Origin of the sequence: Streptomyces sp. NPDC048291, assembly GCF_043201715.1 — a bacterium.
In the GTDB taxonomy this organism is placed as follows: domain Bacteria; phylum Actinomycetota; class Actinomycetes; order Streptomycetales; family Streptomycetaceae; genus Streptomyces.
The window spans coordinates 59,583-75,399 of the sequence record NZ_JBICZC010000011.1; the positions used below are offsets into that span (position 1 = coordinate 59,583).

12 protein-coding genes and 1 tRNA gene are annotated in these 15,817 nt (G+C 71.2%); 7 read left to right on the plus strand and 6 right to left on the minus strand.

Annotated features, from left to right (window positions below; all coding sequences use genetic code 11):
• Nucleotides 1-5: 5 nt before the first annotated feature.
• A tRNA-Trp gene (locus ACGF5O_RS28720) sits at nt 6-81 on the plus strand.
• Between the two features lie 24 nt (nt 82-105).
• On the opposite strand, the gene ACGF5O_RS28725 is transcribed toward ACGF5O_RS28720, so the two are convergent.
• The 5 genes from ACGF5O_RS28725 to ACGF5O_RS28745 form a co-directional block, all read right to left on the minus strand.
• The gene (locus ACGF5O_RS28725) at nt 106-951 is read right to left on the minus strand and encodes a hypothetical protein (protein WP_393812770.1); all 846 of its coding nucleotides are present in this window, start codon (nt 949-951) and stop codon (nt 106-108) included.
• Between the two features lie 67 nt (nt 952-1,018).
• Nucleotides 1,019-1,993, minus strand: coding sequence for an acyl-ACP desaturase (locus ACGF5O_RS28730; protein ID WP_393812771.1), 975 nt, complete (start codon nt 1,991-1,993; stop codon nt 1,019-1,021).
• Between the two features lie 227 nt (nt 1,994-2,220).
• The gene (gene ddaH, locus ACGF5O_RS28735; protein ID WP_393812772.1) at nt 2,221-2,997 is read right to left on the minus strand and encodes a dimethylargininase; all 777 of its coding nucleotides are present in this window, start codon (nt 2,995-2,997) and stop codon (nt 2,221-2,223) included.
• A 97-nt stretch (nt 2,998-3,094) separates the two neighbouring features.
• Nucleotides 3,095-4,732, minus strand: coding sequence for an ABC-F family ATP-binding cassette domain-containing protein (locus tag ACGF5O_RS28740; RefSeq protein WP_393812773.1), 1,638 nt, complete (start codon nt 4,730-4,732; stop codon nt 3,095-3,097).
• A 272-nt stretch (nt 4,733-5,004) separates the two neighbouring features.
• The gene (locus ACGF5O_RS28745; RefSeq protein WP_362579842.1) at nt 5,005-5,421 is read right to left on the minus strand and encodes an SsgA family sporulation/cell division regulator; all 417 of its coding nucleotides are present in this window, start codon (nt 5,419-5,421) and stop codon (nt 5,005-5,007) included.
• Between the two features lie 219 nt (nt 5,422-5,640).
• Here ACGF5O_RS28745 and ACGF5O_RS28750 point away from each other — a divergent pair, with 219 nt between their 5' ends.
• Complete coding sequence (locus tag ACGF5O_RS28750; RefSeq protein WP_393812774.1) at nt 5,641-6,726, plus strand: WD40/YVTN/BNR-like repeat-containing protein; 1,086 nt, start codon at nt 5,641-5,643, stop codon at nt 6,724-6,726.
• A 55-nt stretch (nt 6,727-6,781) separates the two neighbouring features.
• Here the strand turns inward: ACGF5O_RS28750 and ACGF5O_RS28755 are convergent, their stop codons facing one another.
• Nucleotides 6,782-9,631 carry a BTAD domain-containing putative transcriptional regulator gene (locus tag ACGF5O_RS28755; protein WP_393812775.1) on the minus strand — a complete coding sequence of 950 codons (2,850 nt, stop codon included), beginning with the start codon at nt 9,629-9,631 and terminating at the stop codon, nt 6,782-6,784.
• A gap of 230 nt (nt 9,632-9,861) precedes the next feature.
• Between ACGF5O_RS28755 and ACGF5O_RS28760 the strand changes: the two genes are divergently transcribed.
• The 5 genes from ACGF5O_RS28760 (at nt 9,862) to ACGF5O_RS28780 (ending at nt 15,806) form a co-directional block, all read left to right on the plus strand.
• Nucleotides 9,862-11,367 carry a coproporphyrinogen-III oxidase family protein gene (locus ACGF5O_RS28760; RefSeq protein WP_393812776.1) on the plus strand — a complete coding sequence of 502 codons (1,506 nt, stop codon included), beginning with the start codon at nt 9,862-9,864 and terminating at the stop codon, nt 11,365-11,367.
• A gap of 2 nt (nt 11,368-11,369) precedes the next feature.
• The gene (locus tag ACGF5O_RS28765) at nt 11,370-12,632 is read left to right on the plus strand and encodes an ATP-grasp domain-containing protein (RefSeq protein WP_393812777.1); all 1,263 of its coding nucleotides are present in this window, start codon (nt 11,370-11,372) and stop codon (nt 12,630-12,632) included.
• 18 nt (nt 12,633-12,650) lie between these two features.
• Complete coding sequence (locus tag ACGF5O_RS28770) at nt 12,651-13,880, plus strand: MFS transporter (RefSeq protein ID WP_393812778.1); 1,230 nt, start codon at nt 12,651-12,653, stop codon at nt 13,878-13,880.
• An 88-nt stretch (nt 13,881-13,968) separates the two neighbouring features.
• Nucleotides 13,969-14,394 carry an aminoacyl-tRNA deacylase gene (locus ACGF5O_RS28775; RefSeq protein WP_393812779.1) on the plus strand — a complete coding sequence of 142 codons (426 nt, stop codon included), beginning with the start codon at nt 13,969-13,971 and terminating at the stop codon, nt 14,392-14,394.
• Nucleotides 14,395-14,744: 350 nt separating this feature from the next.
• Nucleotides 14,745-15,806 (plus strand): LuxR C-terminal-related transcriptional regulator, encoded by a 1,062-nt coding sequence (locus tag ACGF5O_RS28780; protein WP_393812780.1) that lies wholly within the window; start codon nt 14,745-14,747, stop codon nt 15,804-15,806.
• The last annotated feature ends 11 nt before the right edge of the window (nt 15,807-15,817 follow it).

Here is a 15,817-nt window from a genome sequence, read left to right on the forward strand (position 1 = left end):
CAAGGGCGGGGCCGTAGCGCAGAGGCAGGCGCACTGGTCTCCAGAACCAGCTCACGCCGGTTCGAATCCGGCCGCCCCGCCCCCCCGCCCGGCCGGTCGCCCCGGCTAGGCGATGGCCCCCGCGGTCCTGACGAGTTCCCCGGTCGTGCCGTGGAAGCTGTCGAGGAGCTGGGCCAGGACCGCCCAGGCCTCCTCGCGGTCGCCCAGGTGGTCCCGGACCAGCGGGCGCAGCGCGTCCTCGGCCTCGGCGACGCGGCGCGGGAACATCATGTGCCCGAGGGAGAGCACCTTCAGCACGTCCCGGGCCGGTCCGTGGTCCAGGGCGTAGCCGGCGGGCCCGTCCAGGATGCCCGCCCGGCGGACCCGGAAGTCGAACTTGCGGTGGGAGCCGAACTGGGCGCGCAGCGAGGGCGGGCAGTCCGGGCGGACGGACAGGGCCCAGCGGACGTAGCCGGGCAGGGAGTTCTCGCGGTCCGCCTCGGCGACCGTCTGCCAGTGCTCACGCAGGTAGACCATGGAGGTGGCCTCCCGCGCCGCCGCCATGGACGCCGACTCGCGCAGGGCTGCCACGAGTCCGATGCGGGCCACCCGGTGGGGGACCGGCGGCTCCGCGTAGTTGTCGCGCAGGTCCGGATCGACCTCCACCGCGAGGAGCCGGCCCGGGCCGAACGGCACGCCGTCCAGGACGGCCCGCCGCAGCGCCGTGTCCCGGTCGGAGAGCAGACGCCAGACGACGGCGTTGAGATCCGGGTCGTCCTCCTGGAGCATCCACAGCACCACCGAGGACGGCAGCGCCGGCAGCCCCTGGGAGATCCGGCGCCCGGCCTCCCGGAGGTCCTCCGGCACCGGCCGGGACAGCCCGACACGCGCGCGTACCCGGTCGGCGGCCGTGGAGTCGATCAGGTCCAGCAGGAAGCCGACCGCCCGGCCGGAGGTGGTGTCAGCAGGCATGCGGGCATGATGCCGCAGGCCGCCGACAGGGCGCACCGGAAAATCCGGGCGCCCGCCCGTCGTCGTGTCACGCGCCGGCGCGCGCCGCCATCCGGGCCTTGCGCGCGGCCAGCTTCTCGTCGAACTTCGCGGCCTCCGCGTCCAGTCCGCCCATGAACAGGCCGAGTTCCTCCTGCGCCTTGAGGCCCTCCGGGCCCAGGCCGTCGATCTCCAGGACCTTCAGGTGGCGCAGCACCGGCTGGAGCACGTCGTCGTGGTGGATGCGCAGGTTGTAGACCTCGCCGATCGCCATCTGGGCGGCGGCCCGCTCGAAGCCGGGGATGCCGTGCCCGGGCATCCGGAAGTCGACGACGACGTCCCGCACGGCCTGGATGGTCAGGTCGGGGGCCAGTTCGAACGCGGCCTTCAGGAGGTTGCGGTAGAAGACCATGTGCAGGTTCTCGTCGGTCGCGATGCGGGCCAGCATGCGGTCGCAGACGGGGTCGCCGGACTGGTGGCCGGTGTTGCGGTGCGAGATGCGGGTCGCGAGCTCCTGGAAGGCGACGTAGGCGATCGAGTGCAGCATCGAGTGCCGGTTGTCCGACTCGAAGCCCTCGCTCATGTGGGACATCCGGAACTGCTCCAGCTTGTCCGGGTCCACGGCGCGCGAGGCGAGCAGGTAGTCGCGCATCACGATGCCGTGCCGGCCCTCCTCGGCGGTCCAGCGGTGCACCCAGGTGCCCCAGGCGCCGTCCCGGCCGAACAGCGAGGCGATCTCGTGGTGGTAGCTGGGGAGGTTGTCCTCGGTGAGCAGGTTCACCACCAGCGCGGTCCGGCCGATCTCGGTGACCTTGGACTGCTCCTTGCCCCAGGCCTCGCCGTCCTCGAAGAAGCCGGGGAAGTTACGGGCGTCCGTCCACGGCACGTACTCGTGCGGCATCCAGTCCTTGGCGACCTTCAGATGCCGGTTCAGCTCCTGCTCGACCACTTCCTCCAGGGCGTACAGCAGCCGCGCGTCGGTCCACACGGACGGGCTGCCGAGGTGGGGAGAAGTGATCGTCACGAGAACTCCAGGGGGACGCCGAACAGGAGCGGATGAACGGGAGAGAACCGGCGAGCGGGGCCGGAAACCTACGTGATCGTAGGCTACGAATCCGTAGGTTACGAAGCCGTAGGTTAAGTGCGCTGTAAAGACTGCTGATCAGGCCCGGTGCACAAGGCGAATCGGGACATGCCAAACGGCCCCGGGACGCGCAGGTCCCGGGGCTGAAGAGGTGAAACGATCACCCGTCAGGCGTACAACTCCCGCAACCGCACCGAGAGGCACGTCACACACCCCTCCAGCTTCTCGAACTCGGAGATGTCCACCGTGACCACCTCGTGGCCCAGGTCGGCCAGCAGCTCCGCGGTCTTCGGGGCGCTCGCCGACATCAGCAGCCTGCCGCCGCCGAGCAGCACCACATGGGCGCCCGCCTCCTCGGGCACCGCCAGGAACCCCGGGAACAGCGACGGCCGGTCCACGTGCGGGATGTGCCCCAGAACCGTTCCGTCGGGCAGCGCGGTCACCGCCGACTTGAGATGCAGCACCTTGCTCACGGGCACGGCGACCACCCGCGCGCCCAGCGGCTCGAACGCGGCCCGCAGTTGCTGCACCCCGGCCGCGTTGGTCCGCCCGCCGCGGCCGACGTAGACGGTGTCGCCGACCTTGAGGACGTCGCCGCCGTCGAGGGTGCCCGGCTCCCAGATCCAGTTCACCGAGCAGCCGAGCCGGGCCACCGCCTCCTCCACGCCGGCCGTCTCCGCGCGCCGGGACTCGGCGCCGGGCCGGGTGATCAGCGCCACGTTCCGGTACATGACGACCGTGTCCTCGACGAACACCGAGTCCGGGCAGTCGTCCTCCGGGTCCACCTCGACGGTCTCCCAGCCGTGCGCGCGCAGCGTCTCCGCGTACGCCTCCCATTGCTCCTGGGCGAGCTCGACGTCGACCTTCTCCCGCTCGACGTGCGTCACCAGGCCTTCGGCGAGGCGTGGACCGGGGCGGCGGATGAGGGCCTTCTTGCTGGGCACGGCGGGTCTCCGGGGTCGGTGATTCGGTCCGGCGCCCATTGCGGGGCGCCGGACCGCCATCATGCAGGGCGGATCGGTGTCGACAAAACCCCCGCCGTCAGGCTGTGCCCTCACCGAGACGTGCCACCTCGTCCGGAGTTGTGCCGGTCAGCTCCCCGTCCGCCATCAGCAGCCACCGGGTGATCCCGATCGACTCCAGGAACGGCAGGTCGTGACTGGCCACGACCAGGGCGCCCGCGTACGACTCCAGGGCCGTGGTGAGCTGCCGGACGCTCGCCATGTCGAGGTTGTTCGTCGGCTCGTCCAGCATCAGCAGCTGCGGGGCGGGCTCCGCGAGCAGCAGCGCTGCCAGCGTCGCCCGGAAGCGCTCGCCGCCGGAGAGCGTCCCGGCCCGCTGGTCGGCCCGGGCGCCCCGGAACAGGAAGCGGGCCAGCCGCGCCCGGATCCGGTTGTTGCCGGCGTCCGGCGCGAACCGGGCCACGTTCTCGGCGACGGTCAGCCCGTCGTCGAGGACGTCCAGCCGCTGCGGCAGGAAACGCATCGGCACGTGCGCGTGCGCCTCGCCCGCGACCGGCGCCAGCTCCCCGGCGATCGTCCGCAGCAGCGTCGTCTTGCCCGCGCCGTTGCGCCCGATCAGCGCGATCCGCTCGGGCCCGCGCAGGTCGAGGATGCCCTTCACCCGCGAGCCGTGCGCGAGCTCCAGGTTCTCCAGCGTCAGCACGTTCCGGCCCGGTGGGACGGCCGTGTACGGCAGCTCGACGCGGATCTCGTCGTCGTCCCGTACCGCCTCCACCGCCTCGTCCAGCCGCTCCCTCGCCTCGGCGAGCCGTTCCTCGTGCATGATGCGGTGCTTGCCCGCGGACTCCTGCGCCGCCCGCCTGCGCGCCCCCATGACGATCTTCGGCTCGCGCTTCTGCTCGAACATCTTCTGCCCGTACCTCTTGCGGCGGGCCAGTTTGACCTGGGCGTCCGACAGCTCGCGCTTCTGCTTGCGGACATCGGCCTCGGCGACCCGCACCATGCGCTCGGCCGCCTCCTGTTCCACCGCGAGGGCGTCCTCGTACGCCGAGAAGTTGCCGCCGTACCAGGTCACCTCCCCGTCCCGCAGGTCGGCGATCTGGTCGACCAGGTCGAGGAGTTCGCGGTCGTGGCTGACCACGATCAGGACGCCCGGCCAGGAGGCGACGGCCGCGTACAGCCGCTTGCGGGCGTACAGGTCGAGGTTGTTGGTGGGTTCGTCGAGCAGCAGCACGTCCGGCCGGCGCAGGAGCAGCGCGGCCAGCCGCAGCAGCACCGACTCGCCGCCGGACACCTCGCCGACGGTCCGGTCGAGGCCGATGTGGCCCAGCCCGAGTTCGCCGAGGGTGACCAGGGCGCGCTCCTCGACGTCCCAGTCGTCGCCGAGTGCCTCGAAGTGCCGCTCGGACGCGTCACCCGCCTCGATGGCGTGCAGTGCGGACCGCCGGGCGGCGATGCCGAGCACCTCCTCGACGCGCAGCGCGGTGTCGAGCGTGACGTTCTGCGGGAGGTGGCCGACCTCACCGGTCACCTTCACGGTGCCGTCGGCCGGGGTGAGCTCTCCGGCGACGAGCTTCAACAGCGTCGATTTCCCGGATCCGTTGACACCGACCAGACCGGTGCGGCCGGGGCCGAAGGAGATGTCCAGGCCGTCGAAGACGGGGGAGCCGTCGGGCCAGGCGAAGGACAGGGACGTGATGGTCAGGGATGCTGACATGGGCGCCTCGCGGTTGCTTGCGGTGTCGGGGGACGCGTGTCGAGACACCGCGAGGCAGAAGCCGAAAGGGCCGGGGAGGGATCCCGCGCCGGGAGGACGGCTCACACGCCGAGGTCGAACGCCACAGACACACCTCACGGGTGTGACGCGGTGTCTCGGGACCTCAGACGAGCAACGTCCTTCTCCAATCGGCGGCAACAGGACCGATGCACACGCTAGGAGGACCCCCAGGGGGTGTCAACGCAATTAACCGCAGGCGGGAGCGCGCCGGGTCAGCAGGCGTCCCGCATCAGCTCGGCCAGGTCGTGGTCCAGATCCAGCTGGAGGTGTTCGCGACCGGTGGGCACCAGGTCGCCGGTCGCCTCCAGGAAGCGGCGTATCTCGCCGGTGCGCACGTGGACGACGGCGGTGCCCTCGGGGGCGTGGAACTCCAGCACGGTCCGGTCGTAGCCGTACGGCCGCACCCGGACGTCCCCGTTGCCCTCCGGCGCGTGCAGTCCCGCCGCCAGCAGCTCGCGGGAGAACGTCCAGCAGACGTCGACCCCCTCCAGGGTGGCCGGGGCCGGGAAGGTCATGCGTACGGCGAAGGGGTCCTCGCGGTCGTAGCACAGGGTGGCGGGAATGCTCGGCATGCGCGGCGACGCGGCGACCAGTCGAGCCTCTACGGGCTGCTCGATGACGATGGACAACGCCTTGCTCCCTCGTGACGGCGGTACGAATTTCCGGGCGTGTGGGACCTGGTACTGGAAGAGACGAAGGAAGTGGCCGATCCGTGCACGCGAAGGGCGAGTGACCTCTGTCACCGGCCCTATTCACACCCGGGGCTTACCTGCCGGCGGCGGCCGGGGCCCTCTGGACGGCGCCGCGGCGGTCGGCTAGCTTCGCGCGCCATGAGGCGCTTGGGGAGCATGCGACGCACAGGACGAGCCCGACGTACCGGCCGGGTGGCCGTGGTGGGGGTGGCGTGCGCGGCGGCGCTGGCCGCGCTGACCGCCGGTTCCGCACAGGCCACGGCACGGGCCCCGCACTGGGCGCCCAAGGACACCGGCACCCCGGACGTGCGGTTCCGCGGCCTGGCCGCCGTCGACCGGCACACCGCCTGGCTGGCCGGCACCGGCGGCACCGTGCTGCGCACCACGGACGGCGGGACGAGCTGGCAGAACGTCTCCCCGCCGGGCGCGGGCGACCTGCAGTTCCGGGACGTCGAGGCGTTCGACGCGCGCCGCGCGGTGGTGCTGGCCATCGGCGAGGGCGAGGCGTCCCGGGTCTACCGCACCGACGACGGCGGCCGTACCTGGACGGAGTCCTTCCGCAACACCGACCCCGCCGCCTTCTACGACTGCATGGCCTTCTTCGACCACCGCCACGGCCTCGCCATGAGCGACCCGGTCGACGGGAGGTTCCGCATCCTGTCGACGAGTGACGGCGGCCGTTCCTGGCGCGTGCTGCCGGACGACGGCATGCCGGCCGCCCTGACGGGCGAGGCGGGCTTCGCGGCGAGCGGCCAGTGCCTGGTCACCTCCGGGCCGAGGGACGCCTGGCTGGCCACCGGCGGCGGCGCGCACGCGCGCGTGCTGCACTCCGCCGACCGCGGCCTGACCTGGACCGCCGCCGACACCACGATCCCGGCCGGCGATCCGGCCAAGGGCGTCTTCGCCGTCGCCTTCCGGGACCGCACCCACGGCCTCGCGGTCGGCGGCGACTACCGCGCCGACCAGGCCTCGCCGCAGGCGGCCGCGGTCACCCCGGACGGCGGTCGCGGCTGGCGGGCCGCCGCCACCCCGCCGCCCGCCTACCGGTCCGGCGTGGCCTGGCTCCCGCACAGCCGCACCACGGCCCTCGCCGTCGGCCCCACCGGCACCGACCTGACCACCGACGGAGGCCGCACCTGGCACACCGTCGACACCGGCTCCTACGACACCGTGGCCTGCACCCCGGACCTCGGCTGCTGGGCGGCCGGCGAGCAGGGACGGGCGGCACGCCTGGAGAACTGACCCGCGGGCACCCGCTCCCGGACACCACAAGGCCCTGGGCGCTCCGGGAGGTGGGTCAGAGCAACTCTCCGTGTTCGCTGTCGAGGCCGGGCGCGAGCGCCGTGTGAACGGTGGCGGAGCGCTCGCCCGGCATCAGCTCGGCGAGGACCTGCCGGGCGCGGTTCTGCACATACGCGTTGTTCGCCTGCTGGGCGAGTTCCGCGGCTTCGAGCAGCAACGGGTACGCCTGCTCCGCCGTACCGAGACGGGCGTGGGCCTCGCCCAGGTCCGTCAGGATGTACGCCATGCCGAGGGTGTCGCCGATGGCCTTGGCCTGTTGGAACGCCGAGCCGAAGGCGGCGGACGCGGCGTCGAGGTCGGCCTGCCGGACGAAGATCCGCGCCAGGTCGCAGTGGGCCTCGGCCTGCCCCCGCCGGTCGGCGCTCTGCTCGTAGAGCGCGAGCGAGCGGCGCAGCGACTCCGTGGCCTGCGTGAGCTCACCGAGATGTGTCTGCGACCTGCCGAGATTCAGCCACAGGTTGGCGAGCGTGCGCCTGTTGGCCGGCCGCAGGGCGAAGCCGCGTTCACAGGCCGTCCGGGCGGCCGTCGGATCCCCCTGGATCCGGCAGGTGTCGCTGATCAGAACCATGACGGCGGCCTGGCCCTCGGTGTCGCCGAGGCGGCTGAAGATCTCCGCAGACCGGCGCAGGTGGGTCTCGGCGTCGAGGTAGTCGCGCAGGACGAGCGCGCGATAGCCCAGCGAGTGCAGCAGGACGGCCTCGCCGTAGCTGATGCCCACCGAGGCCAGGGCGTGCGTGTGCGTGGTGTGCCACAGGTCGAAGTAGCCGCCGGCCTCCAGAGCCGTCTGCGGGGCGACCGCGAGTTCCCAGCAGGCCTCGTGCAGGCCGGCCTCGGCGGCCCGTTGCACCATCTGGGAGAGGTGCGACAGGCGGGTCACGAACCACTCGGTGGCCGAGCCCGTGATCGACGCCGGTACGTCCACCGGCGTCCACCGGGCGGTGCCGCCGTTCAGGGCGCGCTGCTGGGGCCCGTGTATCGCGGCGTAGGCGGCGTCCGTCAGGGCCAGCTGGGCGCCGAAGGCGCGGTTCAGCTCGGCGCAGAGCTCGGCCGGGTCGCCGTCGGTCGTCGCCCGTTCGCGCGCGTAGGCCAGGACCAGGTCGTGGAGCCGGCAGTGCACGTAGGGGACGGTCCCGGTGATGGTCAGCAGGTGGGCCGCGGCGAGCTCGTCCAGCAGCGGGGTGACCTCACCGACGGTGCTGTCCGCGAGGGCCGCCGCGGTCCAGGCGCTGATCTCCCCGACGCCGAGATTGCCGATCGCCCGCAGCAGGGCCCGGGCCGCCGGGGAGAGGAGCTGGTACCCGAGCTCGAAGCAGGTCCGGACATCGCGGCCGTCGACGTTGAGCACCGAGAGCCGCTGGTCGATGTCGGCGAGCCGGTCGGCCAGGTAGGGCAGATCCCAGTGCGGGTGGGTGGCGAGCCGAGCGCAGGCCAGGTCAAGCGCCAGGGGCATGCCGCCGCACAGTTCGATCAACCGCTTGAGCACCCCCGGCGCACCGCTGCGGTCGACGCCGACCCGGTCGCTGATCAGCTCGCCGGCCTCGTCCTGGTCGAGCGGGCCGAGCACGATGTGCCCACCGCCGAGTCCTGGCATCGGGTTGCGGCTCGTCACGATCACCGCACAGCGCGGTTCGCCGGGAAGCAACGGCAGCACCTGTGCCGTGGTGGCGGCGTCGTCGAGGACGACGAGCAGCCTCTTGCCGGCCACGGCCGCACGGAACACCTCGGCCTTCGCGTCGACCGTCGCCGGGATCTCGGAGATGCCGAGGAAGGTGAGGAACCGGGCCAGCACGTCCCCGGCGCTCGCCGGTCGTAACTGCGAGCCGGACAGGTGGGCGTACAGCTGGCCGTCCGGGTAGTCGCCCGTCATGCGGTGGGCGGCCTCCGTGGCCAGCGTGGTCTTGCCGTAGCCGCCCGGTCCGCTGAGGACCGCGATCGGCAGGTACCCCGCAGCGGTCGTGGTCAACGCGCGTCGCATGCGGGTCAGTTGATCGGTGCGGCCGACCATTCCGTGGGGGCGGGCGGGCAGGTTGGCCGGGGCACCGGCCGGGCGGGCCGCCGGCGCCGGCGCGGATCCGACCGCGACCGGCGCGGCAGGCCGGTCCGGAGCCGTCTCCTGCAACTCCGGATCCATGTGGAGGATGCGCAGGTGCAGTCGGCTCAGCTGCGGTGACGGTTCGATTCCGAACTCGCTGCGGACCTGCTTGTCGTACGTCGCGTAGACCTCCAGCGCCTCGCTCGTGCGGCCGGAACGGAACAACGCCCTCATCAACAGGGCGCGCAGCGCCTCGCGTTGGGGGTACTTCTCGGTGAGCTGGTACAACTCGCCGACCAGGTCGTGATGGCGGCCGAGATCCACGTCCGCGCCGAGCCTTCGCTCGACCGCGACCAGCCGCATCTCCTCCCACCGCGACGCGGCCGCACGGAACACGGCACTGCTCAGTCCGGCCAGGGCCGGCCCGCGCCACAGGTCCAGCGCCTCCGCCAGGGTCCGGGACGTCTCCCGGGTGTCCTGCCGCTCGGCCTGCTCCACGAGAGCGCGGAAGCGATGGGCGTCGATGTCCTCGGGGGCGGCGGCGATCCGGTAGCCACCGGGGACGGTCTCGACGAGGTCCCGCTGCCTGCCGAGCGCCTGCCGCAGCAGCTTGGCCGCGGTCTTGGGCGTGCTGCCGACGCTGTCGGGCAACTCCGTGCCGTAGAAGGCCTCCACCAGATCCTGGGCCGACACGGCCTCGCGGGGATCCAGCAGCAGCCTCGCCAGCATGGAGCGTGGTCGCCATCCCGCCAGCTTCACCTCGGTCCCGTCGTCGTGCCAGGCGGTGACGGGCCCCAGGATGCCGAACCTCAAGGCAACGCTCCTCTCCGCTCCGTGGTGCGCACTCCTGTTGAGACACGGCTGGAGGGCCTGAACGCCATCGTAATCAGGGCCACTTGACGCGATGGGCCGATTCGGCCACCGCGGAGACACCAAGCTAACACCGCGCGGGCACCCGCCGAACCCTCGGGACACCGGGCGGATACTCGCCGGTACGGACGAACTCGTAGCGTGGGCCCCAGATCAATCTCAAGGGGTGAAGAATGGACGCGCTCTCTTCGTTTCCCAGCTTTCGGCAGGTCGCTGATGAGGCTCACTCCGCGCTCGCCGGACTCCCGTTGGCCCAGTTGGCGGAACTGGGGATCCTGCAGCCCATCGAGAACTACTACCTGATCGGCACCTATCCACCGCTCAAGGCCATGGATCCCGTGGACCCCATGGAATTCCTGCCGAAGGCGACTGGAATGTGCAACGTGTATCTCCACATTCCATTCTGCGAACAGCGCTGCACTTTCTGCCATTTCGCGAAGGAGATACTGCCGGAGGACCAGCGCGTCGCACGCTATGTCCGCGCGCTGCGCGAGGATCTGGCCATGGTGGGCGATCTGGCCGGCTGTCCGACCGCGGCCACCGTCTACTTCGGCGGCGGCACTCCCTCGTACCTGAACGCCGAGCAGATCACCGAGGTCTCCCGCAGCCTGCGCGCCGCGGTGGGGGTCACCGCCGAGACGGAGATGACGTTCGAGCTCCATCCCAGTGTCATAGACGCACCGGACTACGCGGACCGGCTCGACGCCGTCGCGGAGGCCGGTGTGAACCGCTGGGTGTTCGGGGTGCAGGCCATGGAGGACCAGATCCTCGGCAAGCTCAACCGCGGCCACACCGCGGCGGACGTGCACCGGCTCCTGGGGATGCTGTCCGAGCGCGGGGTGGACAACCTCTCGGTCGACCTCATCTTCGGCCTGCCGTACCAGAACCTGCAGAACTGGTACACGTCCATCCGCACCCTGGTCGCGGCAGGGGTGAAGAAGTTCAACATCTTCCCCCTGATGTTCAAGCAGGCCGACCCCATCTCCGCGCACTACCGGAAGAACCCGGAGATCTTCCCGGGCAACCGGGACCGGCTGCTCATGCACTTCGCCACCGAGGCGATCATGAAGGAGATCGGCTTCCGCCGCGGCCCGCTGTTCTACTACGCGCAGGACGAGCACCACTCGCGCCAGCAGGAGAGCAAGTTCGACTCGACCGAGGACATCAACCTCCTGCCCTTCGGCGTCTCCGGATTCGGCTACGTCGGCCACACGCAGTACTACAACGAGTGCACGGTCGGCGGCTACATGGACGCGATCGAGAGCGGTCGGCCGCCGGTGTGGCGCGGCGCCCATCTCAGCGTCGAGGAGCGGATGCGCCGCGCCGTGATGTTCGCCCTGCGGTCCAACGGGGTGCACCGCGAGGAGTTCCGCCAGAGGTACGGCGTCGACCCCGCCGAGCAGTTCGCCGCCGAGCTGCGCCCCTTCGTGGACAACGGGCTGCTGGAGATCGGCGCCGGTGTCATCTCGGTGACCGACAGGGGAGCTCCGTTCGCCGACAGCGTTGCCATCAAGCTCGCCAGTGACAGCGTGCGCGCGCGCATCCGCTCCACCAACCTGTCGATCACCGACCTCAAGCACGACCCGCTGGACCGGTACGACTTCTCACCCATCGAACGCGATCCCGTCGGCGCCGGCGTCTCACCGGTCACGCGTCCGCGTCTGTCGGGGGCGCACTGAACATGCTCCGATCAAGTCCGACCGGATCGGACGGGGCCGACCGGCCGCTGCTGATCCTGGTGAGTCCGATGGCGGAGCTCACCCGCGGCTACATGCTGCAGGCCGTGGCCAAGGAACACCGGATCTGGGTGTTCAAGGAGGAGGAGCCGACCTGGGACCAGCCGCTGGTCTGCGGGCACACGGTCGTCGACACGCTGGACCACGAGGCGATGCTCAGGGCCGCCCACGACGTGGCGGCGGGCCCCGTCCCCGTCAGCGGCATCCTGTGCTGGGACGAGACCCGCATCCTGCCCTCCGCACTGCTCGCCGAGAGCCTGGGGCTGCCCACCATGCCCTCGGCGGTGGTGGCCACGTGCCGCGACAAACTGGCCACGCGGAACGCGCTGCGCCGCCACGGCGCCTCGCCCGTGCACGCCGTCGCCGCCCGCGACACCGGCGAGGCGCTGCACGCCGCGGCGACGATCGGGTACCCGGTGGTGCTCAAGCCGCGCGCACTGGTCGGCAGCAACGGAACCACCCTGGTCGCCGGCCCCGAGCACCTGACCGAGGTGTTCGAGTCGGTGGCCACGCGATCCATGCCGGAGGTGCGCGAGCGCTTCCCGGAACCGGTCGTGGTCGAGGAGTACCTCGACGGGCCGGAGATCAGCGTGGACAGCCTGTGCTGGGACGGCGAGGTCACCCCGGTCTTCGTCGCCCGCAAGCACCTGGGATTCCCGCCCCACTTCGAGGAGGTCGGCCATACGGTCGACGCCGCCGACCCCCTGCTGCGGGACGCCGAGCTGGCGCGAGCACTCCACGCGGCACACGCAGCCGTCGGCCTCACCCGCGGCTGGACGCACACCGAGTGGCGGCTCACCGCCCGCGGGCCCCGGCTGGTGGAGATCAACGCCCGCAGCGGCGGCGACCTCATTCCCTACCTCGGGCGCATGGTGACCGGAGTGGACGCCGCTCTGGCCGCCGTGTCACTCGCCCTCGGGGAACGGCCGGCCCTCCCGGTCGGGCCACGGGGCGCGGCGGCGATCCGCTTCCTGTATCCCGAACGGGACACCGTCGTCGGCTCCGTGCGGGTCGACCGCTCGAACCTGCCGTCGACCGTGGAACTCGTGGAGATCCTCGCGACTCCGGGACAGCGGCTGCTGTTGCCGCCCGCCGCGCACGTCACCTGCCGCTACGCCCTGGTGATCGTCACCGGCGACACCGCCGAGCAGTGCGCCGAGGCGCTGGACGCGGCCGAGCGCGCCGTACGCGTCGTGCCGGGCGGCTGAGCCGTGGGCAGGCGACCCGTGACCGTGGACCGGACCGAGGCGACCGGCGCGGTCGCCACGTGGCGAGCGGCGCCGCGGGCGGTCAGGGCCGTGATCGCCGGGGTGTTCGTGAACCGGCTCGGCGGCTTCCTCCAGGCGTTCCTGGTGCTGTACCTGGTGCACGACGGGTACGACGCCGGGCAGGCCGGCATCGCGCTCGGCGCGAACGGTGCCGGCGCGATCCTCGGCGTCCTGCTGGGCAGCTGGCTGGTGGACCAGGTCGGGGCCCGCCGGGCGATCACCGGGTCGATGGCGTCGACAGCCCTGCTCACCGCGGGCGTTCCGCTCGTGACGTCGTTCCCCGTCCTGCTCGTCGTCGTGACCGCGCTCGGCGTCACCAGCCAGATCTACCGGCCCGTCTCCGCCCAACTGGTGAGCGCGGGCGTGCCGGCGCAGCGGCATGTGATGGCCTTCGCCCTGTACCGCATGGCACAGAACCTGGGAACGACGGCCGCACCGTTGCTCGGAGCCCTGCTGGCGGCGATCTCCTACCAGCTGCTGTTCTGGGGGGAGGCCGTCGCGGCGCTGCTGTGTGCCGTCATCTGTCGGCGGGCCCTGTTGGCCGACCCGCCGCGCGCCGCCCGGACGTCCGGCGAACCGGGTCCCCACGGGGGGTACCTGACGCTGCTGCGCGACACCCGGTACGTGGGATTCCTGATGGGCATGCTCGCCTACTCGGCGGTCTACATCCAGTACGTCTCCGTCCTGCCGCTGGCCGTCCACGACGCGGGCCGGCCCACCATGGTGTACGGCGTCATGGTCGCGCTCAACGGATTCGTGGTGATCACGTGCGAACTCGCCGTCACCAGACGGGTGCAGCACTGGCCGCGGCGGCTGGGCGCGGCCTGCGGTGTGGTCCTGGTCGCCGCCGGGCTGGCCGCGTACTCGCTGCCGCTCGGGGTCGTGGGCTTCGCGGTGGCCACGCTGGTCTGGTCGCTGGGCGAGGTCGTCGGCTCGCCGACGATGGTGGCGTACCCGGCGCAGGCGGGCTCCGGCGAGCTCGTCGGCAGGTATCTCGGCGCGTCCCAGGCCGTGTTCGGTGTGGGGACCGCGATCGGCCCCGTGGTCGGAGTCGCGCTGTGGCAGGGCATACGAGGCACGGCTTGGCTCGTCTTCGGCGGGATCGCCCTGGTCGCGGCGGCCGCCATCGCGTCGGGCATGCGAGGCGACCGGCCCCGGACACCGGAGCCGACTCCCAACCAGTTGTGATCGGAGAAATCGGAGAAACATGGAGAACGCACCGACTTCGTCCCCACCCGCTGTCGCGCTCCTCACCGCTGCCGGGGTGGAATGCACCGTGCACCGGCACGTGGAGATCCGCACCGGCGACGACATCCGGACCCGCACCGGGTTCACCGAGGAGAACATCGAGAACTCGCTGAAGACGATGGCGTTCACCGTCGGCCCCGACCGCCTGGTGCTGGCGGCCGTTCCGGGCCCGGCCCGGATCCGCTACGGCCGGCTCGCGTCCGCCCTGGGAGTGTCGCGCTCGGCCCTGAGATCCGCCGACGAGGCGGCCCTGCGGAAGCTGGACATGGAACGCGGCGGGGTCGGTCCCATCTGCGACGCTCCGGACGTCACCGTCGTCTTCGACGCCGCGGTGCCTCGGATGGGCATGGTGCTGTTCGGGAGCGGCCGGCCGCACTGCACCGTGGAGGCGGAGGCGGCGGACATCGTCCGGGTCCCGCCGAAGGCCGTGGTCGCGGACATCACCTCGCCCTGAGCGGGCGTCCGATCACCGGGACCCGTTCACGTCAACATCGCAAACTTTACGGTGATTTGGTGAAAGAACGTCCGGGAGAGGCTCATACCTCCTCGGCGAGCCGTCTCAGCGGATGCAACAGGTTGATTCCATGCGGGTATCCAGGAGGGGCATTCGGACGCGTTCGAGGCAGGTGGACGGGTATTTCTTCCGGGCCAGCGAACGTCGACTTCTCCCCGCCGACTATTCTCCGTTCCCCCGCAGCCGACCGGAATTGGCCAACCTTGTTCGACCATGTTCGAGGGTGTTGGATTTTGGATACCCTTGGGTAGGGTGCTGGTGTTGCGCGGAAAAGGAAGGGGGACACTCCGGTGACGGCGCGGGATCTCGACGCATGGGCGCAGGAACTCTACCGGGCCATGTCGAGGAACTCCGGCCTGGGCGTGCCGGAAGCCGCCGATCTGGTCCGGATTCCGACCGCGCGGCTCGGTGAGACACAGCAACGCCTGATCGAACTGGGCCTTCTGGAACCGGTGCAGTCGACCGACACGCCGGAGGAGGCGTGCCCGGTGAGGTACGTGACCTCCACCCCGGAAGTCTCCCTCGCCCGGCTGATGCAGCGCGGCGAGGGCATGTGGAACCTGATGCAGCGTGAGATGGAGGCGACCCACGCGGCGATGTCCGTGGTCGCCTCGGAGTTCACGCATACGCAGGCGGCGAAGATGCAGGTCATCTACGCCGACATGATCACCGACCGCCGGCGGATCGAGCAGATGCTGAGCGACGCCGCCGAGTCGGCGACGGACGAGATCCTCAGCGTCCACACCAGCGTGCCCAACTCGGTCGAGGCGCTGGAGACGGGCCGGGCCCGCAACCGCAAGGCCATGGAGCGGGGTGTGCGGATGCGCACCGTCCATCTGGCCTCCACGGCCCGCAGTTCGCACGGGTACGCGCATCTCAAGGCCCTCGACACGGACGGAATGCAGGTGCGCCTGCTCCACCATGTGCCTTTCCGGCTGCTGATCGTGGACGATTCGTTCGCCGTGACACCGGGGCTTCCGGAACGGGGGAGTTCGACGGTCATGATGCTGCGCGGGCGGGAGATCACCCGCCTATTACGCGAGGTTTTCGAGTTCTGCTGGCTCAACTCCGCCCCGTTTGGGTCCGCGAACGAACCCGACGTCCCGGAAGAGGAATCCGGGACCGACTCGGGGCAGCAGCCGACGGCTCAGCAGCGGGTCATGCTCCAGATGATGTCGGAAGGAATGAAGGACGAAAGCGTGTCCCGGAAGCTGGGAATATCGGTGCGGACAGTGGGTCGCATGGTCAATTCCCTCATGGTCCAGCTGAATGTCCAGACCCGGTACCAACTGGGCGTGCACGCGGCCCGGATGGGCTGGATCACCGGCGCCGGAAGGGGCATCGAGGCATAGAACTCCCCGGC

What these genes read in the sequence shown, in the direction of transcription:
- ACGF5O_RS28765 (WP_393812777.1), top strand. Translation starts at nt 11,370, where the DNA reads ATGCTCCGATCAAGTCCGACCGGATCGGACGGGGCCGACCGGCCGCTG.
- ACGF5O_RS28740 (WP_393812773.1), bottom strand. Translation starts at nt 4,732, where the DNA reads ATGTCAGCATCCCTGACCATCACGTCCCTGTCCTTCGCCTGGCCCGAC.
- ACGF5O_RS28725 (WP_393812770.1), bottom strand. Translation starts at nt 951, where the DNA reads ATGCCTGCTGACACCACCTCCGGCCGGGCGGTCGGCTTCCTGCTGGAC.
- ACGF5O_RS28760 (WP_393812776.1), top strand. Translation starts at nt 9,862, where the DNA reads ATGGACGCGCTCTCTTCGTTTCCCAGCTTTCGGCAGGTCGCTGATGAG.
- ACGF5O_RS28750 (WP_393812774.1), top strand. Translation starts at nt 5,641, where the DNA reads ATGCGACGCACAGGACGAGCCCGACGTACCGGCCGGGTGGCCGTGGTG.